17 protein-coding genes, 1 rRNA gene and 1 riboswitch are annotated in these 22,122 nt (G+C 56.5%); of the genes, 11 read left to right on the top strand and 7 right to left on the bottom strand.

What is annotated here, in order from left to right; genetic code table 11:
* Nucleotides 1-159: 159 nt before the first annotated feature.
* A complete protein-coding gene (gene metF / locus ACHH0Z_RS20435) occupies nucleotides 160-1,047 on the top strand; it encodes a methylenetetrahydrofolate reductase (RefSeq protein WP_008501796.1) in 888 nt (295 codons plus the stop codon).
* A gap of 147 nt (nucleotides 1,048-1,194) precedes the next feature.
* On the top strand, nucleotides 1,195-3,375 hold the full coding sequence (gene katG / locus ACHH0Z_RS20430) for a catalase/peroxidase HPI (RefSeq protein ID WP_023293593.1): 2,181 nt from the start codon (nucleotides 1,195-1,197) through the stop codon (nucleotides 3,373-3,375).
* Nucleotides 3,376-3,466: 91 nt separating this feature from the next.
* Here the strand turns inward: katG and ACHH0Z_RS20425 are convergent, their stop codons facing one another.
* The 5 genes from ACHH0Z_RS20425 to argE all read right to left on the bottom strand — a co-directional run bounded on the left by ACHH0Z_RS20425 (nucleotide 3,467) and on the right by argE (nucleotide 10,282).
* Nucleotides 3,467-4,570 carry a glycerol dehydrogenase gene (locus tag ACHH0Z_RS20425; RefSeq protein WP_045408719.1) on the bottom strand — a complete coding sequence of 368 codons (1,104 nt, stop codon included), beginning with the start codon at nucleotides 4,568-4,570 and terminating at the stop codon, nucleotides 3,467-3,469.
* Nucleotides 4,571-4,582: 12 nt separating this feature from the next.
* Nucleotides 4,583-5,245, bottom strand: a complete 663-nt coding sequence (fsa, locus tag ACHH0Z_RS20420; RefSeq protein WP_021242818.1) for a fructose-6-phosphate aldolase — start codon at nucleotides 5,243-5,245, stop codon at nucleotides 4,583-4,585.
* 128 nt (nucleotides 5,246-5,373) lie between these two features.
* On the bottom strand, nucleotides 5,374-6,138 hold the full coding sequence (locus tag ACHH0Z_RS20415) for an AraC family transcriptional regulator (RefSeq protein ID WP_008501792.1): 765 nt from the start codon (nucleotides 6,136-6,138) through the stop codon (nucleotides 5,374-5,376).
* Between the two features lie 94 nt (nucleotides 6,139-6,232).
* Nucleotides 6,233-8,884, bottom strand: coding sequence for a phosphoenolpyruvate carboxylase (gene ppc, locus ACHH0Z_RS20410; RefSeq protein ID WP_045408721.1), 2,652 nt, complete (start codon nucleotides 8,882-8,884; stop codon nucleotides 6,233-6,235).
* A 246-nt stretch (nucleotides 8,885-9,130) separates the two neighbouring features.
* The gene (gene argE, locus ACHH0Z_RS20405) at nucleotides 9,131-10,282 is read right to left on the bottom strand and encodes an acetylornithine deacetylase (RefSeq protein ID WP_008501790.1); all 1,152 of its coding nucleotides are present in this window, start codon (nucleotides 10,280-10,282) and stop codon (nucleotides 9,131-9,133) included.
* 88 nt (nucleotides 10,283-10,370) lie between these two features.
* On the opposite strand from argE, the gene argC reads away from it, so the two are divergent.
* The 4 genes from argC to oxyR all read left to right on the top strand — a co-directional run bounded on the left by argC (nucleotide 10,371) and on the right by oxyR (nucleotide 14,849).
* Entirely contained in the window at nucleotides 10,371-11,375 is a 1,005-nt protein-coding gene (argC, locus tag ACHH0Z_RS20400) for an N-acetyl-gamma-glutamyl-phosphate reductase (RefSeq protein WP_045408723.1), read from the top strand.
* A gap of 6 nt (nucleotides 11,376-11,381) precedes the next feature.
* Entirely contained in the window at nucleotides 11,382-12,158 is a 777-nt protein-coding gene (gene argB, locus ACHH0Z_RS20395) for an acetylglutamate kinase (protein ID WP_102046713.1), read from the top strand.
* A gap of 105 nt (nucleotides 12,159-12,263) precedes the next feature.
* On the top strand, nucleotides 12,264-13,637 hold the full coding sequence (gene argH / locus ACHH0Z_RS20390) for an argininosuccinate lyase (protein WP_025912294.1): 1,374 nt from the start codon (nucleotides 12,264-12,266) through the stop codon (nucleotides 13,635-13,637).
* A gap of 294 nt (nucleotides 13,638-13,931) precedes the next feature.
* Nucleotides 13,932-14,849 (top strand): DNA-binding transcriptional regulator OxyR, encoded by a 918-nt coding sequence (oxyR, locus tag ACHH0Z_RS20385; RefSeq protein ID WP_023326303.1) that lies wholly within the window; start codon nucleotides 13,932-13,934, stop codon nucleotides 14,847-14,849.
* Here the strand turns inward: oxyR and sthA are convergent.
* Nucleotides 14,832-16,232 carry a Si-specific NAD(P)(+) transhydrogenase gene (sthA, locus tag ACHH0Z_RS20380; protein ID WP_008501785.1) on the bottom strand — a complete coding sequence of 467 codons (1,401 nt, stop codon included), beginning with the start codon at nucleotides 16,230-16,232 and terminating at the stop codon, nucleotides 14,832-14,834. The genes oxyR and sthA overlap by 18 nt on opposite strands.
* A 196-nt stretch (nucleotides 16,233-16,428) precedes the next feature.
* Between sthA and fabR the strand changes: the two genes are divergently transcribed.
* The gene (gene fabR / locus ACHH0Z_RS20375) at nucleotides 16,429-17,067 is read left to right on the top strand and encodes an HTH-type transcriptional repressor FabR (RefSeq protein ID WP_008501784.1); all 639 of its coding nucleotides are present in this window, start codon (nucleotides 16,429-16,431) and stop codon (nucleotides 17,065-17,067) included.
* A gap of 9 nt (nucleotides 17,068-17,076) precedes the next feature.
* Nucleotides 17,077-17,436: a YijD family membrane protein gene (locus ACHH0Z_RS20370; RefSeq protein ID WP_008501783.1), complete on the top strand. Its 360-nt coding sequence runs from the start codon at nucleotides 17,077-17,079 to the stop codon at nucleotides 17,434-17,436.
* 86 nt (nucleotides 17,437-17,522) lie between these two features.
* On the opposite strand, the gene trmA is transcribed toward ACHH0Z_RS20370, so the two are convergent.
* Nucleotides 17,523-18,623, bottom strand: a complete 1,101-nt coding sequence (gene trmA / locus ACHH0Z_RS20365) for a tRNA (uridine(54)-C5)-methyltransferase TrmA (RefSeq protein ID WP_045408727.1) — start codon at nucleotides 18,621-18,623, stop codon at nucleotides 17,523-17,525.
* A gap of 104 nt (nucleotides 18,624-18,727) precedes the next feature.
* Nucleotides 18,728-18,904: riboswitch (cobalamin riboswitch) on the top strand.
* A 65-nt stretch (nucleotides 18,905-18,969) separates the two neighbouring features.
* Between trmA and btuB the strand changes: the two genes are divergently transcribed.
* The 3 genes from btuB to ACHH0Z_RS20350 form a co-directional block, all read left to right on the top strand.
* A complete protein-coding gene (gene btuB, locus ACHH0Z_RS20360; protein ID WP_045408728.1) occupies nucleotides 18,970-20,817 on the top strand; it encodes a TonB-dependent vitamin B12 receptor BtuB in 1,848 nt (615 codons plus the stop codon).
* On the top strand, nucleotides 20,762-21,613 hold the full coding sequence (gene murI, locus ACHH0Z_RS20355) for a glutamate racemase (protein WP_045408730.1): 852 nt from the start codon (nucleotides 20,762-20,764) through the stop codon (nucleotides 21,611-21,613). The genes btuB and murI overlap by 56 nt, the downstream gene beginning before the upstream one ends.
* A gap of 384 nt (nucleotides 21,614-21,997) precedes the next feature.
* Nucleotides 21,998-22,122, top strand: a 16S ribosomal RNA gene (locus ACHH0Z_RS20350); the annotation flags it as partial.

Here is a 22,122-nt window from a genome sequence, read left to right as displayed (position 1 = left end):
CATGAATTTCCCTCATCTTCCCTGAGCAAACCTCACCGTTATTGTTGATTATTTCTATTGACGTCCCTCCGCTTTTCCGTCATTTTTACATCTGGACGTCTAAACGTATAGAAGTTCACAAAACAACAGACAATGACACGCGATTGATAGGGGTAGGGTATGAGCTTTTTTCACGCCAACCAGCGGGAAGCACTGAACCAGAGCCTGGCCGAAGTAAACGGTCAGATTAACGTCTCTTTTGAATTTTTCCCGCCGCGCACCAGTGAAATGGAGCAAACCCTTTGGAGCTCTATCGATCGTCTCAGCAGCCTGAAACCAAAGTTTGTCTCCGTGACCTACGGTGCGAACTCTGGCGAGCGTGACCGTACGCACAGCATCATTAAAGGCATCAAAGATCGTACCGGTCTGGAAGCGGCGCCGCACCTCACCTGTATCGACGCTACCCGCGACGAGCTGCGTGCCATCGCCCAGGACTACTGGAATAACGGCATCCGTCATATTGTCGCACTGCGCGGCGACCTCCCGCCCGGCAGCGGCAAGCCAGAGATGTATGCGGCCGACCTGGTCGGGCTGCTGAAAGAGGTGGCAGATTTCGATATCTCCGTGGCTGCTTACCCTGAAGTTCACCCGGAAGCGAAAAGCGCCCAGGCGGATCTGCTTAACCTCAAGCGTAAAGTGGAGGCCGGTGCCAACCGCGCCATTACCCAGTTCTTCTTTGATGTCGAAAGCTACCTGCGCTTCCGTGACCGCTGCGTCTCCGCGGGCATCGACGTTGAAATTATCCCGGGCATTCTGCCGGTCTCTAACTTCAAACAGGCGAAGAAATTCGCCGATATGACCAACGTGCGCATCCCGCTGTGGATGTCCAAAATGTACGAAGGTCTGGATGATGACCCGGAAACCCGCAAGCTGGTGGGGGCCAATATCGCGATGGACATGGTGAAAATCTTAAGCCGTGAAGGGGTGAAAGACTTCCACTTCTACACGCTAAACCGCGCGGAGATGAGCTATGCCATCTGCCATACTCTGGGCGTTCGCCCCGCGTAAAACACCAAAAGCCCTCTTAAATAGAGGGCTTTTTAACAGGGTAAAAAGTTAAAAGGTATCAGCTATCGAATCTGTGGATTAATTCAACTATAACTTATTGCTAGTGGTGTATATCGTAACGGTAACACTGTAAAAGGGAGCATAGCGATGAGCACGTCAGACGAGACCAATAAAGCGGCATCAGTCGGCAAATGCCCGTTCCATCAGGGCGGCGTCGATCACAGCGCGGGCGCAGGTACAGGCAGCCGCGACTGGTGGCCAAAACAACTCCGCATCGATCTTCTTAACCAACATTCCAATCGTTCGAACCCGCTGGGTGAAGACTTCGACTACCGCAAAGAATTCAGCAAGCTTGATTACTCTGCCCTTAAAGGCGACCTCAAAGCACTTTTAACCGACTCTCAACCGTGGTGGCCTGCCGACTGGGGCAGCTATGCGGGCCTGTTTATCCGTATGGCGTGGCACGGTGCGGGTACCTATCGCTCCGTGGACGGGCGCGGTGGGGCAGGACGCGGTCAACAGCGCTTTGCGCCACTGAACTCCTGGCCGGATAACGTAAGCCTGGATAAAGCGCGCCGTCTGCTGTGGCCTATCAAGAAAAAATACGGACAAAAAATCTCCTGGGCCGACCTGTTTATCCTCGCGGGTAACGTGGCGCTGGAGAACTCCGGCTTCCGTACCTTTGGTTTTGGTGCCGGGCGTGAAGACGTCTGGGAACCGGATCTGGACGTGAACTGGGGTGATGAAAAAGCCTGGCTGACCCACCGTGACCCGGAAGCGCTGGCTAAGCGTCCTCTGGCAGCCACCGAAATGGGCCTGATCTACGTGAACCCGGAAGGGCCGAACGCCAGCGGTGAACCTCTGTCAGCGGCGGCTGCGATTCGCGCAACCTTCGGCAACATGGGCATGAACGACGAAGAGACCGTCGCGCTGATTGCAGGCGGCCACACCCTCGGCAAGACTCACGGCGCGGGTGAAGCCACCCACGTGGGTACCGACCCCGAAGCCTCACCGATTGAAGCACAGGGCCTGGGCTGGGCCAGCACGCACGGCACGGGGGTTGGTGCTGATGCCATTACCTCCGGGCTGGAGGTCATCTGGTCACAAACCCCGACCCAGTGGAGCAACTACTTCTTCGAGAACCTGTTCAAATACGAATGGGTACAGACCCGCAGCCCGGCAGGGGCGATTCAGTTTGAAGCCGTGGATGCGCCGGAAATCATGCCCGATCCGTTCGACCCGTCGAAAAAACGCAAGCCTACCATGCTGGTCACCGACCTGACGCTGCGCTTCGATCCGGAATTCGAGAAGATTTCCCGCCGCTTCCTGAACGACCCGCAGGCTTTCAACGAAGCCTTCGCGCGTGCCTGGTTCAAGCTGACCCACCGTGATATGGGGCCAAAATCGCGTTACCTTGGCCCGGAAGTGCCGAAAGAAGATCTGATTTGGCAGGACCCGCTGCCGCAGGCGGTGTTCAATCCGACGAAAGAAGACATTGAAAGCCTGAAGGCGGAAATCGCTGCCTCTGGTCTCTCCGTGAGCGAACTGGTTTCCGTTGCCTGGGCGTCAGCCTCGACCTTCCGCGGTGGCGATAAGCGTGGCGGTGCCAACGGCGCGCGTCTGGCGCTGGCGCCTCAGCGTGACTGGGACGTGAACGCTGCGGCGGTTCGCGCGCTGCCAGCCCTGGAAGCTATCCAGCGCACCACCAACAAAGCCTCTCTGGCCGATATCATCGTGCTGGCGGGTGTGGTAGGCGTTGAGCAGGCCGCAAAAGCGGCAGGTGTGTATGTCACCGTACCGTTCACGCCGGGCCGCGTTGATGCGCGTCAGGATCAGACGGATATCGAGATGTTTAACCTGCTCGAACCGATTGCCGATGGTTTCCGCAACTACCGTGCGCAGGTAGATGTGTCCACCACGGAGTCTCTGCTGATTGATAAAGCCCAACAGCTGACGCTGACTGCGCCAGAACTGACGGTGCTGATTGGCGGCCTGCGCGTACTGGGTGCCAACTTTGATGGCAGTAAAAACGGCGTGTTCACCAACCGCGAAGGCGTGCTGAGCACTGATTTCTTCGTGAATCTGCTGGACATGAACACGCAGTGGAAGGCGACCGACGAATCTAATGAGCTGTTTGCCGGAAGCGATCGCACCAGCGGTGAAGTGAAATATACCGCCACCCGCGCCGATCTGGTCTTCGGCTCTAACGCCGTCCTGCGCGCGCTGGCCGAGGTTTACGCCAGCGATGATGCGCATGAGAAGTTTGTCCGCGACTTCGTTGCCGCCTGGGCGAAGGTCATGGATCTGGATCGGTTTGACGTGAAGTAGCCAGTGTGCCGGGTGGCGGCTACGCCTTACCCGGCCTACAAATTAAAGTGCCATGTAGGCCGGGTAAGCGCAGCGCCACCCGGCTTTTTTATTACTCCCACTCCTGCAGGAATCGCTGTCCATACTGGTCTGCTACCAGCAGCGCCGCATACACCTGATCCGGCGTGACGCCCCCCGGCATGTTGTGGATCGTTTCTCCTTCCGCACATGAGGCTTCGGCGATCAGACGCATTTTGGCCGGAATATCCTCTTTGATGTTCAGCTGTGCCAGGGTGATCGGCAGCCCTACGCTGTGGCAAAGCGCCGCGACGGTCTCAATTTCTTCTACCGGCGCGTTTTCCAGCACCAGCTGCGTCAGCGTACCAAACGCCACTTTCTCCCCATGATAGAAGTGATGCGCGTCCGGCACCGCCGTCATGCCGTTATGAATAGCGTGTGCAGCCGCTAGCCCGCCACTTTCAAAGCCGACGCCGCTGAGATAGGTGTTGGCTTCGATAATGCGTTCCAGCGCAGGCGTCACCACATGCTGTTCCGCCGCCAGCATCGCTTTTTCACCCTCTTCAACCAGCGTGTTGTAGCACAGCTCGGCGAGCGCTAATGCCGCCTGTGTGCATTTACCCCCGGCCATAGTGGTCGCGCCGCTGCGCGAGCAGGCGCGTGCTTCAAACCAGGTCGCCAGCGCGTCGCCAATCCCGGCGGCCAGCAGACGTGCAGGCGCACCTGCTACCACTTTCGTATCCACAATGACCATGTTCGGGTTGTGTGGCAGCATCAGGTAGCGTTCGAACTCGCCGCTGTCGGTGTAGATAACGGAAAGGGCGCTGCACGGCGCGTCGGTGGACGCGATAGTCGGCGCAATGGCGACCGGCACGTCCATAAAGTGAGCCAGCGCTTTCGCGGTATCCAGCGTTTTACCGCCACCAATACCCAGCACCGCCAGGCAGTCGGCGCTGTCGGCCAGCTTTTTCAGGCGATCGATTTCATTTTGCGAACATTCGCCGCCAAACGGCGCAATTTCGGCATGCAGTTCGGCTTTTTTAAAACTCTGAAGCAGGGTCTCTTCGGCAAAACCCAGCACAAACTTATCGCCGACGACCAGCCAGCGGTTTGCCAGGGGTTTCAGATAGTCGCCGAGACGGGTCAGCACATCCGCGCCCTGGATATATTTCCCCGGCGATTGAATGATACGGTCCATAACAGTTCTCCCTTAGAGGTTGAGGTTACCAAACGCGTTTTTCCAGTCCTGCTCGAACTTCTCTATGGCTGACTCTACCGCCGGCGTACCGAGCATGTGTTGCGCTACGTCTAAGGGAAGCGTGATTGCTTCACATCCTGCCAACAGGCAGTCGAGCGCCTGACGCGGCGTTTTGAAGCTGGCGGCCAGCACTTTACTGTCCGGCGCGTGCAGCTCCAGCAGGGACTGCAGTTCCTGAACCATGCGAATGCCGTCACCGCCCTGCGCGTCGACGCGGTTGACGTACGGCGCGACATATTTCGCCCCTGCGAGTGCGGCGAGCAAGCCCTGCGCCGCGCTGTAAACGGCGGTGCCCAGCGTGGTTATCCCCTCTTTTTTCAAGGCCTTAATTGCGATAAGTCCCTGAGCAGTCACCGGGATTTTCACCACAATGCCCGGAATAGCGTTACTCAGACGTTTGGCTTCCGCCACCATGCCTTCGGCATCGCGGCTCATGGTTTGAGCAAACAGCGTACCTTCCGGCCCGATGGCTTGTTGCAGGCGCGGCAGCACGTCCCAGATGGATTCACGGCTGGCGGCAATGATGCTCGGGTTGGTGGTGACGCCCGCTATGGGAAAAATGCGCGCCAGGCGTTCAACTTCCGCCACGTTGGCGGTATCCAGGTACAGTTCCATTATTTTTCCTTAAGTCAGAAAGGTTGAATAAAGGATACGGCGCACCCAGGCGCGGCGAATACAGGTCAATTTTGCCAAATACTGGACAAATGTAATGTCCTTGGCGAAGTGAGAGAGCGATCACAATGCTACTTTTTGGCGATCAGCTGGCTGTGGTACTGGCGTCGATATTCGGAAGGGGAACGTTCGGTGTGCTTGCGAAAGAGACGGCAAAAGTAGTTGCTGTCCGTAAATCCACAGCGTGTGGCGATATCTTTAATTTTGAGATCGTAGCCTTTCAGCAGCTGACGCGCATGTTCCAGGCGCGTTTTTGTTAAATATTCATTGAATCCGACGCTGCCGACTTTCTGGAATAGATGGGAAAGGTAGTTTGGTGAGATGTAGAACGCCTGTGCCACGGATTCGCGAGTTAACAAAGAGGCATAATTTTCTTCGATATAGCTCCGAACGGCTTCGAACAGTGCCCGGCTGCGGCTGTCGGTGTGAATTTCGCTTCCAAGCAGATCCCGGCAGTGGCTGAGCAGGCTTAAAACCACCAGCCTTGCTGTGTCCTGCTCTTCTGGCTGCATCTGTAATTCGGTGAGCGTTTGCAGAAGAAAAGCCCCCGTTCGCGGACCACGTCGGGCAACCTGGAGTTGTTGTAAGAGCACATTGTCATGCTGTAACTCGATTGTAAGCTGCTGCTTACCGAAATGTATGCTCAGGGCGTGAGGCGCAGGATGCGTAATTTGTCCAAAAAAAGAAAAAATCGCCTCGCAGGGTGTGTCAAGGGTAATGCCGAGGCAGGGAGAGGTTCGGGGATGCTGTTCAGCCAGCGCTGAGAAATGAATCTGACCCAGCGGTAACGTGCGGTTCACCAGGTCTGTCAAAATCTGGGTGATATCGGAATGCATAAGGAGACTACCGAAATTTGCCGGGTGGCGCTAACGCTTACCCGGCCTACTTATCGTAGGCCCGTGCAAGCGCAGCGCCGCCGGGCGTAAAGCATTAGCCGGTGTTACGCATACCTGCCGCAACGCCCGCAATCGTCACCATCAGCGCCTGTTCAACGCGTGGATCCGGCTCTTTCCCTTCTTCTTCTGCCAGACGCGAACGGTGCAGCAGCTCTGCCTGCAGGACGTTCAGCGGGTCGGTGTAGATGTTACGCAGCTGGATAGACTCGGCAATCCACGGCAGGTCCGCCATCAGGTGTGAGTCGTTAGCGATGTCCAGCACCACTTTGATGTCGCCTTCCAGCAGTTCGCGCAGCTCTTTGCCCAGCGCCCACAGGTCTGGCTTCACCAGGCGCTGATCGTAGTATTCCGCCAGCCACAGGTCGGCCTTCGAGAAGACCATCTCCAGCATTCCCAGACGGGTAGAGAAGAACGGCCAGTCGCGGCACATGGTTTCCAGTTCGCTCTGTTTGCCATCTTCCACCACTTTTTGCAGTGCGGCACCGGCACCCAGCCAGGCGGGCAGCATCAGACGGTTCTGCGTCCAGGCAAAGATCCACGGGATTGCACGCAGGGATTCAACGCCGCCGGTCGGACGACGCTTGGCAGGACGCGAGCCCAGCGGCAGTTTACCCAGCTCCTGCTCAGGCGTGGCTGAACGGAAGTAAGGAACGAAATCTTTGTTTTCACGCACATAGCCGCGATACAGATCGCAGGAGATGCCTGACAGCTCGTCCATGATGCGGCACCAGGATTCTTTTGGCTCCGGCGGTGGCAGCAGGTTGGCTTCCAGGATCGCGCTGGTATAAAGCGACAGGCTGCTGATGGTCACTTCCGGCAGGCCGTACTTGAAGCGGATCATCTCGCCCTGCTCGGTCACGCGCAGGCCGCCTTTCAGGCTTCCCGGCGGCTGTGACAGCAGTGCTGCGTGAGCAGGCGCGCCGCCACGGCCAATTGAGCCACCGCGTCCGTGGAACAGGGTCAGCTCGATACCGGCTTTTTCGCAGGTTTTGATCAGTGCATCCTGCGCCTGATACTGCGCCCAGGATGCCGCCATCACGCCCGCATCTTTTGCGGAGTCGGAATAGCCGATCATCACCATCTGTTTGCCCTGAATAAAGCCGCGATACCAGTCGATGTTCAGTAGCTGGCTCATCACGTCGTTGGCGTTGTTCAGGTCGTCGAGGGTCTCAAACAGCGGGGCGACAGGCAGGGCGTAGTCGATGCCCGCTTCTTTCAGCAGGAGGTGAACGCCCAGCACGTCGGATGGGGTTTTCGCCATGGAGATCACATAGGCCGCGACCGATCCTTTCGGTGCGTCCACGATCGCTTTACAGGTGTTGAGCACTTCGCGGGTATCGTTGCTTGGCTCCCAGTTGCGCGGCAGCAGAGGGCGCTTGGAGTTCAGCTCGCGGATCAGGAACGCCTGCTTGTCGGCTTCGGACCAGCTTTCATAGTCACCGATGCCGAGATAGCGGGTCAGCTCGCCCAGCGCTTCGGTATGGCGGGTACTTTCCTGACGCACGTCGATACGCACCAGCGGCACGCCGAAACACTTCACGCGACGCAGGGTGTCGAGCAGTTCACCGTTGGCGATGATGCCCATCCCGCAGGCCTGGAGTGATTTATAACAGGCGTAAAGCGGCTCCCAAAGCTGTTCGTTCTGGCTGAGCAGGCCTTCTGGTTTTGGCAGACGCTGGCCTTTCAGGCGCGCTTCCAGCCAAGCCTGAGTGGCCATCAGCTGACCACGCAGTTTTTTCATCAGGAAACGGTACGGCTCGCTGGCGCCTTCTTCACCGGCCAGCGCGCGCAGTTCCGGCGTCGCTTCTACCATCGACAGCTCGGAGATCAGCACCTGAATGTCTTTCAGGAACAGATCGGTCGCTTTCCAGCGGCTCAGCAGCAGGACGTGACGGGTGATTTCTGCGGTGACGTTTGGGTTGCCGTCGCGGTCGCCGCCCATCCAGGAGGTAAAGCGGACCGGCACAAAGTCGACCGGCAGACGGTAGCCCAGGTTCGCTTCCAGCTGTTCGTTCAGCTCGCGCAGGTAGTTCGGTACCCCTTCCCACAGGCTGTTTTCCACCACCGCAAAGCCCCATTTAGCTTCGTCGACCGGGCTTGGGCGATGCTTACGAATTTCATCGGTGTGCCAGGACTGAGCAATCAGCTGGCGCAGGCGGCGCATCAGCTGGTTGCGTTCATAGTCGGCAATGTCTTTGTTATCCAGCTGCTTCAGGCAGTTGTTCACTTCCACCATTTTGTGGATCAGGGTGCGACGGGTGATCTCGGTTGGGTGAGCGGTCAGTACCAGCTCCAGCGAAAGTGACTCCACCGCTTTTTTGATGGTGGCTTCGTTGAGGTCTGGCTGGTCTTTCAGTTTACGAAGGGTGCGGGCAATGACTTCCGGGTTGCTGGCCGCTTCGCCGTTTGGCGAAATGCTGTGGTATTGCTCAGCGGTATTTGCCAGGTTCAGGAACTGGCTGAATGCGCGTGCAACGGGCAGCAGCTCGTCGTTCGAGAGGTTCTGCAAGGTGGTGAGCAGCTCCTGACGACTGGCCTCGTTACCGGCACGGGAAGATTTAGACAGCTTGCGGATGGTTTCAACGCGGTCGAGGATGTTCTCCCCCAACGCATCTTTGATGGTATCTCCAAGCACTTTGCCGAGCATACTGACATTACTACGCAACGCGGAATATTGTTCGTTCATAAAAACCCAGTCACCCCATCATTTTTGTTTATGCCCAGGCGAAAATCTTCTGGACATTATTTTGTCATCTCCCTTTATAAAGCCACGTAAAACCCCCGTCGTCAATTGCTGCGAAAACGGTTCAGCAAACGAATAAATGTGGGCAATTTACGAAATTTAATTCGCATTGCGTCAGATAAGAGATGCTTATGGAAATGTGACGGAGATCGCGGGATTTTCCCCTCTCTTCCGAGAGGGGAAAGGTCATTAATGCCAGCAGAAATGATGTACAACCTGGGTAATCAGTTCGCGGGTGGGCTTGATAAAGCGGGTTTCAAGATACTCATCCGGCTGGTGCGCCTGGTTGATGGAGCCAGGGCCAAGAACCAGCGTCGGGCACAGCGTCTGAATAAACGGCGCTTCGGTGCAGTAATTCACCACGTCAGTTTTTTCACCGAGCAGCTTTTCCACCACTTCGACCAGCTGATGGTCCGGCGGGCATTCATAACCCGGGATCGGCGGGTGCAGTTCCGAGACCGTCAGACGGCCCGGCCAGCGCTCACTCACCGGGGCCAGCGCTTCGTTCAGTAAACCATCCAGATCGCTCAGGGTCATGCCCGGCAGCGGTCGGATGTCCATGTGCAGCTCGCAGCAGGCGCAGATACGGTTCGAGGCATCACCGCCGTGCAGGCTGCCGAGATTGAGCGTTGGATACGGCACGGTGAACGCCTCATAGTGGTAACGCTCTTTCAGATCGTCGCGCAGGGTCATGATGCGGCCGATGGCGTCATGCATCAGCTCAATGGCGTTGACGCCCCGCGCCGGATCGCTGGAGTGGCCGGACTGGCCGAGCACGCGCACGGCGGTAGAGATATGGCCTTTATGTGCGCGAATCGGTTGCAGAGACGTCGGCTCGCCGATGATCGCGCAATCCGGACGAATCGACGTGTTTTCTGAGAAGTAGCGCGCGCCCGCCATGCTGGTTTCTTCATCAGCGGTCGCCAGAATGTAGAGCGGTTTTTTCAGCTTCGTCACGTCCACGTCACGCAGCGCGTCGAGGATAAAGGCGAAGAAGCCTTTCATGTCGGCGGTGCCCAGACCGTAGAGCTTGTTGTCGTGCTCGGTCAGGGTGAACGGATCGCGCGTCCAGCGGCCATCGTCGAACGGCACGGTGTCGGTATGACCGGCCAGCAGCAGGCCGCCCGCACCGGTTCCGGTACTGGCGAGCAGGTTAAATTTGTGGCGAGTGCCGGGGACGGGCTGAACCTCAACGTTAAACCCAAGATCGCTAAACCAACCCGCCAGCAGATTGATTAAAGACTCATTGCTCTGATCCAGCGCTTCTTCCGTTGCGCTGATGGACGGTGTGGCAATCAGGGCGCGGTAGATCTCGATAAATGGCGGTAAGTTCATTTTCATTGTTGACACACCTTAGGTCGTGATAGTATCAATATTCATGCAATAAATGTGAATAAAAATACATTAACGTTGAGCATAAAGGAACCCGATGTTGAATACGCTGATTGTAGGCGCTAGCGGTTATGCGGGCGCAGAGCTTGTAAGCTACGTGAATCGCCATCCACATATGACCATAACCGCTTTGACCGTGTCAGCGCAAAGCAATGATGCAGGAAAGTTAATTTCCGATTTGCATCCGCAGCTTAAGGGGCTGGTCGATCTGCCTTTGCAGCCCATGTCTGACATCAGCGAGTTTACCGACGGCGTCGACGTGGTGTTTTTAGCCACCGCGCACGAGGTCAGCCACGACCTGGCGCCGCAGTTCCTGGCGGCTGGCTGCGTGGTCTTCGACCTCTCCGGCGCGTTCCGCGTTAACGACGGCGCGTTCTACGAAAAATATTACGGTTTCACCCATCAGCATCCGGATCTGCTTGAAAAAGCGGTGTACGGCCTGGCGGAGTGGAGCGCTGACAAACTGAAAGAAGCGGATCTGATTGCTGTCCCGGGCTGCTACCCGACGGCGGCGCAGCTTTCCCTGAAGCCGCTGATCGACGCCGGGCTGCTGGATCTGAACCAGTGGCCGGTGATCAACGCCACCAGCGGCGTGAGCGGAGCAGGGCGCAAGGTCGCCATCTCCAACAGCTTCTGCGAAGTGAGCCTTCAGCCGTATGGCGTGTTTAACCACCGTCATCATCCTGAAATCACGACGCATCTGGGCGCGGACGTCATTTTCACCCCGCACCTGGGCAGCTTCCCGCGTGGGATCCTCGAAACCATTACCTGCCGCCTGAAGCCGGGCGTGACCAAAGAGCAGGTGAATGAGGTCTTCACGCAGGCGTATGCGGACAAACCGCTGGTGCGCCTGTACGACAAAGGCGTGCCGGCGCTGAAAAATGTGGTCGGCCTGCCGTTCTGCGATATCGGCTTTGCCGTGCAGGGTGAGCATCTCATCGTGGTGGCCGCAGAAGATAACTTACTGAAAGGCGCTGCCGCTCAGGCAATGCAGTGTGCAAATATTCGTTTCGGTTTCCCGGAAACGCAGGCTCTTATTTAAGGTGTGATGATGAACCCATTAATTATCAAACTCGGTGGTGTACTGCTGGACAGCGAAGAAGCGCTGGAGCGTCTGTTTACCGCGCTGGTGAACTATCGCGAATCACACCAACGTCCGCTGGTGATTGTGCACGGCGGCGGCTGCGTGGTGGATGAGCTGATGAAAGGGCTCAACCTGCCGGTGATCAAGAAAAACGGCCTGCGCGTGACGCCTGCGGACCAGATTGACATTATCACCGGTGCGCTGGCGGGTACAGCGAACAAAACCCTGCTGTCCTGGGCGAAGAAACACCGCATTGCTTCCGTTGGCCTCTACCTGGGCGATGGCGACAGCGTAAAAGTGACCCAGCTCGACGAAGCGCTCGGTCACGTTGGACTGGCGCAGCCGGGTTCGCCTAAGCTGATTAACACGCTGCTGGAAGGCGGTTTCCTGCCGGTGGTGAGCTCTATCGGCGTGACCGAAGAGGGCGACCTGATGAACGTTAACGCTGACCAGGCGGCAACTGCACTGGCGGCAACGCTGGGTGCGGACCTGATCCTGCTTTCCGACGTGAGCGGCATTCTGGACGGAAAAGGCCAGCGCATTGCAGAAATGACGGCTGAGAAAGCCGAGCAGCTGATTGCTCAGGGCATTATTACCGACGGCATGATCGTCAAAGTGAACGCCGCGCTGGATGCGGCGCGCACGCTGGGCCGCCCGGTTGATATCGCCTCCTGGCGTCACGCGGAGCAATTGCCGGCGCTGTTTAACGGCACGCCGATTGGCACGCGTATTCTGGCTTAAGATTCTGTGCCGGATGGCGCTTCGCTTATCCGGCCTACGTGAATTTTGTAGGCCCGGTAAGCGCAGCGCCACCGGGCAAAAATATCATCATTAAGGAAATTCGTTATGGCACTTTGGGGTGGGCGTTTTACACAGGCAGCGGATCAGCGGTTCAAACAGTTCAACGACTCTTTGCGCTTCGACTACCGCCTGGCCGAACAGGATATTGTCGGCTCTGTGGCCTGGTCCAAAGCGCTGGTGACCGTTGGCGTACTGACCGCAGACGAACAGCAGCAGCTGGAAGAGGCGCTGAACAATCTGCTGGAAGAAGTGCGTCTGGATCCGCAGCAAATTCTGCAGAGCGATGCCGAAGACATTCACAGCTGGGTGGAAGGCAAGCTGATCGACAAGGTCGGTCAGTTGGGTAAAAAGCTCCACACCGGGCGTAGCCGTAACGACCAGGTCGCCACCGACCTGAAGCTGTGGTGTAAAGATACCGTCGCGGAGCTGCTGGCGGCTAACCGTCAGCTGCAGACCGCGCTGGTGGAGACCGCGCAGAACAATCAGGACGCGGTGATGCCGGGTTATACCCACCTGCAGCGCGCGCAGCCGGTGACCTTTGCGCACTGGTGTCTGGCCTACGTTGAGATGCTGGCGCGTGACGAAAGCCGTCTGCAGGATACCCTGAAGCGTCTGGACGTCAGCCCGCTGGGCAGCGGCGCGCTGGCGGGTACCGCTTACGAAATCGACCGTGAACAGCTGGCAGGCTGGCTGGGCTTTGCCTCCGCCACCCGTAACAGCCTGGACAGCGTCTCTGACCGCGACCATGTGCTGGAGCTGCTCTCCAATGCTTCTATCGGGATGGTGCACCTGTCGCGCTTTGCTGAAGATCTGATCTTCTTTAACTCCGGTGAAGCGGGCTTCGTTGAGCTGTCCGATCGCGTGACGTCAGGCTCATCCCTGATGCCGCAGAAGAAAAACCCGGACGCGCTGGAGCTGATCCGCGGGAAATGTGGCCGCGTGCAGGGCGCGCTGACCGGCATGATGATGACCCTGAAAGGGCTGCCGCTGGCGTACAACAAAGATATGCAGGAAGACAAAGAGGGGCTGTTCGACGCGCTCGACACCTGGCTCGACTGTCTGCATATGGGCGCGCTGGTGCTGGACGGCATTCAGGTGAAGCGTCCGCGCTGTCAGGAAGCGGCGCAGCAGGGCTATGCGAACTCTACCGAGCTGGCGGATTATCTGGTGGCGAAGGGCGTACCGTTCCGTGAAGCGCACCATATTGTCGGTGAAGCGGTAGTGGAAGCCATTCGTCAGGGTAAACCGCTGGAAGATCTGGCGCTGGCCGATCTGCAAAAATTCAGCGCGGCTATCGGGGATGATGTGTATCCGATTCTGGCGCTGCAGTCCTGCCTGGATAAGCGTGCGGCGAAAGGCGGCGTGTCGCCTAAGCAGGTGGCGCAGGCCATTGCGGAGGCGAAAAACCGCCTGATTTGATGCCTGAAACGTCGGGTGGCGGCTTCGCCTTACCCGACCTACAAAACCCCAGCCCAACCCTGAGTTGGGCTTTTTTACGCAAAAAAAAGCGGACCACGGGGTCCGCAAAAGTTCACGTTGGCTTTAGTTGTTCGAGTTTTGAGAGAAACTCGCTGACGGTGCGGGGACGTCAAGGGTCAAACACGTGCCGCCTCGTCTATGTGGTGTATTATTCAACAGAATGCTTGATAGGGATAATCGTTCGTTGCTATGCTATCTATCGCCATGAACTATCGTGGCGACGGAGGATGAATAATGAATATTCGTGATCTTGAATACCTGGTAGCGTTAGCCGAGCATCGTCACTTTCGCCGCGCGGCAGATTCCTGCCACGTCAGCCAGCCCACGCTGAGCGGCCAGATCCGCAAGCTTGAAGACGAGCTGGGCGTGATGCTGCTGGAGCGCACCAGTCGTAAGGTTCTGTTCACACAGGCAGGTCTTCTGCTGGTGGATCAGGCGCGCACCGTGCTGCGCGAGGTCAAAGTGCTCAAGGAAATGGCAAGCCAGCAGGGGGAGGCCATGTCCGGCCCGCTGCATATTGGCCTGATCCCAACCGTTGGCCCGTACCTGTTACCGCACATCATTCCGATGCTGCACCAGACGTTCCCGAAACTCGAAATGTACCTGCATGAAGCGCAGACGCATCAACTGCTGGCGCAGCTGGACAGCGGCAAGCTCGACTGCGCCATTCTGGCACTGGTAAAAGAGAGTGAAGCCTTTATTGAAGTGCCGCTGTTCGATGAGCCGATGATGCTGGCGATCTATGAAGATCACCCGTGGGCGAACCGCGATCGCGTGCCGATGGCCGATCTGGCGGGTGAAAAGCTGCTGATGCTGGAAGATGGCCACTGCCTGCGCGACCAGGCGATGGGCTTCTGTTTCGAAGCGGGTGCTGATGAAGATACCCACTTCCGCGCAACCAGCCTGGAAACGCTGCGAAATATGGTCGCGGCGGGAAGTGGTATTACGCTGCTGCCTGCGCTGGCGGTGCCGCACGAGCGTAAACGTGATGGCGTGGTCTACTTGCCGTGCATTAAGCCAGAGCCGCGTCGTACAATTGGCCTGGTTTATCGCCCGGGTTCACCGCTGCGCAGCCGCTATGAGCAGCTGGCAGAGGCCATCCGCGGTGCGATGGATGGCCATTTTGACAACGCGTTAAAACAGGCGGTTTAAGCCGTTCAGCGCGGCTACCCGATAGGCTTCCGCCATGGTCGGGTAGTTAAAGGTGGTGTTGACGAAGTACTCAATGGTGTTACCACCACCTTTCTGCTCCATGATCGCCTGGCCGATATGAATGATTTCCGCGGCGCGTTCACCAAAGCAGTGAATCCCAAGGATCTCTTTCGTCTCGCGATGGAAAAGAATTTTCAGCGTACCCACGCTCATCCCCACGATTTGCGCCCGCGCCAGATGTTTAAACTGCGCACGACCCACCTCGTAAGGCACCTTCATTGACGTCAGCTGCTGCTCGGTTTTGCCGACTGAGCTGATTTCCGGGATGGTGTAGATACCCGTCGGGATATCTTCGATCAGATGCGCCGTCGCTTCGCCCTTCACCAGCGCCTGAGCCGCAATGCGTCCCTGGTCGTAAGCGGCGGAGGCCAGGCTTGGGTAGCCAATCACGTCGCCGACCGCGTAAACGTGCGGCAGGGCGGTCTGATACATGCTGTTGACCTTCAGCTGACCGCGGCTGTCGGTTTCAAGCCCGATATTTTCCAGCTGCAGGGAATCGGTGTTGCCGGTACGGCCGTTTGCGTACAGCAGGCAGTCCGCTTTCAGCTTCTTGCCGGACTTGAGGTGCATGATCACCCCGTCGTCGCAGCCTTCGATCTTCTCGTACTCTTCGTTGTGGCGAATGACCACGCCGCTGTTCCAGAAGTGGTAGGAGAGGGAGTCCGACATCTCCTGATCGAGGAAGGCCAGCAGGCGGTCGCGAGTGTTGATCAGGTCAACTTTGACGTCCATTCCGCGGAAGATCGACGCATATTCGCAACCAATGACCCCTGCGCCATAGATAATGACGTGGCGGGGTTCATGGTGCAGGCTGAGAATCGAGTCGCTGTCGTAGACGCGCGGGTGCGAGAAGTCCACGTCGGCCGGATGGTACGGGCGTGAACCACAGGCAATCACAAATTTTTCAGCGGTGATGGTTTCAACCGATCCGTCGTGGCATTCGAGTGCCAGGGTGTGTTCATCAACAAAATGCGCGTTGCCCTGCAAAATTTCACAGTGGTTACGCTCATAAAACCCCTGACGCATGCGCGTCTGCTGGTTAATGACGGTATCCGCGTGATTCAGGATGTCGGCAAAAGAGGAACGAAGAAGTCGGGAGTGGTCGCTGTAAAGAGGATTCTGGTTAAATTCGATAATGCGGCTAACGGCGTGGCGGAGGGCTTTCGAAGGGATGGTGCCCCAGTGGGTGCAACCGCCGCCGACATTATGGTAGCGCTCAATGACCGCTACTCTGGCTCCCTGTTTCACCAGACCCATAGCAGCGCCTTCGCCGCCGGGGCCGGAACCAATAACTATTGCGTCGTAATCGTAGGAATGTGGCATGGTAAGGCTTACCTGTTCTTATACATAAAAGCAACAGAATCATAACATCATTGCCAGAGTAACCCAATTATCGTTGTGCTTTTTTCCGGCAGTGGAGCACAAACCGCACGTAAACAATCATTCACAAAGCCAGGTAAACAGATTAATTTTATTCTCTGGTATAGTGCCATCAGGCCTTTGGAAGGATTCAACTATCGTGATGGGCGTAAGAGCACAACAAAAAGAGAAAACCCGGCGTTCGCTGGTGGAAGCCGCATTTAGTCAACTGAGTGCTGAGCGAAGTTTTGCCAGTTTGAGCCTGCGCGAGGTTGCACGCGAGGCCGGGATTGCGCCAACGTCCTTCTATCGTCACTTCCGTGATGTGGATGAACTGGGCCTGACCATGGTCGACGAGAGCGGTTTGATGCTGCGCCAGCTGATGCGCCAGGCGCGTCAGCGTATCGCCAAAGGGGGCAGCGTGATCCGTACCTCCGTGTCGACCTTTATGGAATTTATCGGCAATAACCCCAACGCGTTTCGTCTGCTTCTGCGCGAGCGTTCGGGCACATCGGCGGCGTTTCGTGCCGCCGTCGCGCGCGAAATTCAGCACTTCATCGCGGAACTTGCCGACTATCTTGAACTCGAAAACCATATGCCGCGTGCGTTTACCGAAGCACAGGCCGAGGCGATGGTGACGATTGTTTTCAGCGCAGGTGCCGAAGCGCTGGATGTCAGCATTGAACAACGCAAGCAGCTTGAAGAGCGACTGGTATTGCAGCTCAGGATGATCTCCAAAGGCGCGTACTACTGGTATCGCCGTGAACAAGAGAAACTGGCACATCAAACCGAAGAGTGAAGGTGAGTAATGAAACAGTCAGGTCAGGATAAAGGGACGCTGTTGCTGGCATTGATCGCTGGCTTATCCATTAATGGTACGTTCGCCGCTATTTTTAGCTCCATCGTGCCGTTTTCGATTTTCCCGCTGATTGCGCTGGTGCTGACGGTGTACTGCCTGCATCAACGCTACCTGAACCGCACCATGCCGGTGGGGTTACCGGGGCTGGCCGCCGCCTGCTTTATTCTGGGCGTATTGCTTTACAGCACGGTGGTGCGCGCGGAGTATCCGGATATCGGCTCTAACTTCTTCCCTGCGGTACTGTCTGTTGCGCTGGTGTTCTGGATTGGCTCGCGCATGCGTAGCCGTAAGAGCCAGTTACCGGAGTAGATAAGGGTTTTGTAGGCCGGATAAGCGAAGCGCCATCCGGCTTTTTGGCAGGTGGCGCTTCGCTTACCTGCCCTACAAGGTCTTCATTACTTCGCCGTGAGTAAAACGCCGCACTCCATATGGTGCGTATACGGGAATTGATCGAACAGCGCCAGACGTTCAACCTTGTGCGTCTGGCCTAACGTTTCCAGGTTTTTGCACAGCGTCTCCGGGTTACAGGAGATGTACAAAATACGCGGGTACGCCTGCACCATCTTCTCGGTTTCGCTGTCCAGGCCACTGCGCGGCGGGTCGACAAAAATCGTCTCACACTGGTAGCTCTTCAGATCGATTCCTTCCAGACGGTTAAACTGGCGTACGCCGTTCATTGCCTGCGTGAACTCTTCTGCGGCCATACGAATGATCTGCACGTTGTCGATATGGTTGGCGGCAATGTTGTACTGCGCGGCGGCCACCGACGGTTTGGCAATTTCGGTTGCCAGAACGCGATCGAAGTTACGCGCCAGTGCCAGCGAGAAGTTGCCGTTACCGCAGTAGAGTTCAAGCAGATCGCCCTTAGACCCTTCCGTCGCCTTCAGCGCCCACTCCAGCATCTGCACGTTCATCGCGGCGTTCGGCTGGGTAAAACTGTTCTCCACCTGACGATAGACCATCTCTTTACCCGCCACCGACAGGCGCTCGTCGACGTAGTCCTGATCCAGCATGATTTTGGTTTTTGTCGCACGGCCAATCAGGTGAACGTTGATGTTCTGCGCACGCAGCGCATCACGCAGGGCTTCGGCCTGCTCGCGCCACTCGTCGTTCAGGGCTTTGTGGTATAGCAGGGAGACAATCGCCTGGTTACTTTGCGTGGTCAGGTAGTCAATCTGGAACAGCTTATGGCGCAGCACCGGGTTGTTACGCACGCCTTCAACGATCAGCGTCATCAGCTGATTGATAAGCTCGCTCGCTGCCGGGAAGCTGTCCACGCGAATGCGGGATTTCGTCTGCTGATCGAAAATGATGTGGTACAGGTCGTCACCGTCGTGCCAGATGCGGAACTCTGCACGCATGCGGTAGTGGCTGACAGGAGAGCGGAACACCTCGGGAACGGGCGCGTTGAAAGGCGTCATCATACTTTGCAGGCGGACGACTTTTTCTGCCAGCTGCGCGTCGTACTGTTCTGTCGGGAGGTGTTCTGGGGTCATGATGCGTCCTGAGTGATAAAGAATTACGCGGCGATTGTAGGCATTGTTCAGGGGATGTCCAGAGTTAATGGCCAATAGCTGTCTGGACATCCATACGTGTCTAATTGTAGCATTCTGTTTCCGGTCTCCTGAGAGTGAAAAGGGAATCCAGTGTAAATCTGGAGCTGACGCGCAGCGGTAAAGACTGGCGGGATGAGCGTTGTAGACACTGTGAAAATGGGAAGTCTTCATCCTTATATAGCCACCTAGCCCGAAGACCTGCCGGGATCACGTCGCATTTGGTTTCATCATCGCGTGCTATCGATGAGGCCTGCGGCATCCTTCTTATATTGTGGATGCTTTAACAATGATTAAAAAAGTATCGCTGCTGACGGCGTTGTCCGTCACGGCATTTTCGGGCTGGGCGCAGGATAGCGCAGACTCGTTGGTGGTGACGGCAAATCGTTTTGAACAACCTGAAAAAACTATTCTGGCTGCAACCTCGGTTGTGACGCGTGCCGATATTGACCGTTGGCAGTCGACCTCGGTGGTGGACGTTATGCGTCGCCTGCCCGGCGTGGATACGGCGCAAAGTGGTGGGATGGGGCAACTCTCCTCTCTCTTTATCCGTGGCACCAACTCCAGCCACGTCCTGATCCTTGTAGATGGGATCCGCCTTAACCAGGCGGGCGTCACGGGGTCGTCCGATCTCAGCCAGTTCCCAATCTCCCTGGTGCAGCGAATCGAATATGTTCGTGGACCGCGTTCGGCGGTATACGGCTCAGATGCGATTGGTGGTGTCGTAAACATTATTACTACTCGTGCGAAGGACGGTACCACGCTGAATGCTGGCGTAGGCTCGCACGGCTACCAGAATTATGGCGGCAGTACTCAGCAAACACTGGGCGACAGCACGCGCGTCACGCTTGCGGGTGATTACACCTATACCAAAGGGTTTGATGTGGTTGCGGACGGCAACAATGGTGGCCTTGCCCAGACCGATCGCGACGGCTTTATGAATAAAACACTCTACGGCGCACTGGATCACGCATTCTCAGACCAGTGGAGCGGTTTTGTGCGCGGCTTTGGCTACAGCAACCGTACGGCCTACGACGGCTACTACAGCTCCTTTACCCCTGACGTACTGGTCGATACCCGCCAGCTCTATAGCCAGACCTGGGATGCAGGATTGCGCTTCAACGATGACATCTTCCATTCGCAGCTGCTCACCAGCTATAGCTACAGCAAGGACTATAACTACGACCCAAATTTAGGCCGCTACGATTCGACAGCCACGCTGGATGAAATCAAACAGTACAACGTCCAGTGGCTCAACTCCGTTGATGTTGGCCATGGGAACATTGGCGCGGGCGTTGACTGGCAGAAGCAGAGCACCGAGCCGGGTACAAACTACGTGACCAACGGCTACGACCTGCGTAACACCGGCGTCTACCTGACCGGGCTGCAGCAGTTTGGTGACTTCACCCTGGAAGGGGCGGTTCGCAGCGATGACAACTCTCAGTTCGGTCGTCATGGCACCTGGCAAAGCAGTGCGGCCTGGGAGTTCGTGGAGGGTTACCGTTTCGTTGCTTCTTATGGTACGGCCTATAAGGCACCGAATCTGGGTCAACTCTACGGTTTCTATGGCAATGACCATCTTGATCCAGAAGAGAGCAAGCAGTGGGAAGGTGCGTTTGAAGGCCTGACGGCGGGCGTGAGCTGGCGCGTATCCGGCTACCGTAATGACGTTGATAATCTCATCGACTTCGATAATAACCTTCAGCAATATTACAACGTCGGTAAAGCGCGCATTAAAGGCGTGGAAGCGACAGCATCGTTTGATACGGGTCCGTTGACGCATACTGTTGGCTATGACTACGTAGATGCCCGAAATGCCGCAACCAACGAACTTCTGGATCGTCGTGCTAAGCAGCAGGTGAAATATCAGCTCGACACGCAGATCTATGATTTCGACTGGAGCCTGACTTATCACTATCTCGGTACGCGTTACGACACTGACTTTGGTACTTACCCGTCTGAGAAAGTAAAAATGGGCGGTGTAAGCCTGTGGGATGTCGCAGTTTCGTATCCTGTCACCTCACACCTTACAGTTCGTGGTAAAATAGCCAACCTGTTCGATAAAGATTACGAGACAGTTTATGGCTACCAAACTGCAGGACGGGAATACACCTTGTCTGGCAGCTACACCTTCTAATCCGCGCCCTACCGTGCTGGTGTTTGATTCCGGCGTCGGTGGGCTTTCGGTCTATGATGAGATTCGGCATCTCCTGCCGGATCTCCATTACATCTACGCCTTCGATAACGTCGCTTTCCCGTATGGGGAAAAGAGCGAAGATTTTATTGTCGAGCGCGTGGTGGAAATCGTCACTGCGGTACAAAAGCGCTATCCCCTTGCGCTGGCCGTTATTGCGTGTAATACGGCGAGCACCGTTTCTCTTCCCGCCCTGCGTGAAAAATTCCAGTTCCCGGTTGTGGGCGTCGTCCCGGCAATAAAGCCTGCCGCGCGTCTGACGGCGAACGGCATTGTGGGCCTGCTGGCCACGCGAGGTACGGTAAAGCGTCCTTATACCCGCGAGCTGATCGACCGTTTCGCCAACGAATGCCAGATTGCGATGCTCGGTTCGGCTGAGCTGGTAGAGATGGCGGAAGCGAAGCTGCATGGCAAGGCGGTATCACTCGACGAGCTGCGTCGTATTCTTCGTCCGTGGCTGCGGATGCCTGAACCCCCGGATACCGTTGTGTTGGGCTGTACCCACTTCCCGCTACTCCAGGAAGAGCTATTAGAGGTGCTGCCGGAGGGGACACGCCTGGTGGATTCCGGAGCGGCTATTGCCCGTCGTACGGCATGGTTGCTGGAGCATGAAGCCCCGGATGCGAAATCTACGGATGCGAATATCGCGTTTTGTATGGCGTTAACAAAAGAAACTGAACAACTTTTACCCGTTTTACGCCGTTATGGCTTTGAAACGCTCGAAAAACTGGCGCTATAGCACGGTTTTGAGCAAAAAAGAGACGGTTGAAAGTTTTTTTTAAAAGAGGGGTTGTCAACGTCTGAGAACTCCCTATAATGCGCCTCCACTGACACGGAACAACGGCTTACAGGCCGCCGGGTTAGCGGGGTTCAGAGATGAACGCCAACAGAGAAAAGCGAAAATAATCACTTGACTCTGAATGAGGAAAACGTAATATACGGGACCTCGCAACGGTGAGCGAAAGCCGCGTTGCACTGCTCTTTAACAATTTATCAGACAATCTGTGTGGGCACTCAAAGTGACATGGATTCTTAACGTCCTCGGACGAAAAATGAATACCAAGTCTCAACGAGTGAACACGTAATTCATTACGAAGTTTAATTCATTGAGCATCAAACTTTTAAATTGAAGAGTTTGATCATGGCTCAGATTGAACGCTGGCGGCAGGCCTAACACATGCAAGTCGAGCGGCAGCGGAAAGTAGCTTGCTACTTTGCCGGCGAGCGGCGGACGGGTGAGTAATGTCT

Source organism: Enterobacter cloacae complex sp. 2024EL-00227 (assembly GCF_043945315.1).
Taxonomy (GTDB): domain Bacteria; phylum Pseudomonadota; class Gammaproteobacteria; order Enterobacterales; family Enterobacteriaceae; genus Enterobacter; species Enterobacter roggenkampii.
Note: the sequence above shows the minus strand (reverse complement) of the source record. Positions and strands in the feature narration are given on the sequence as shown.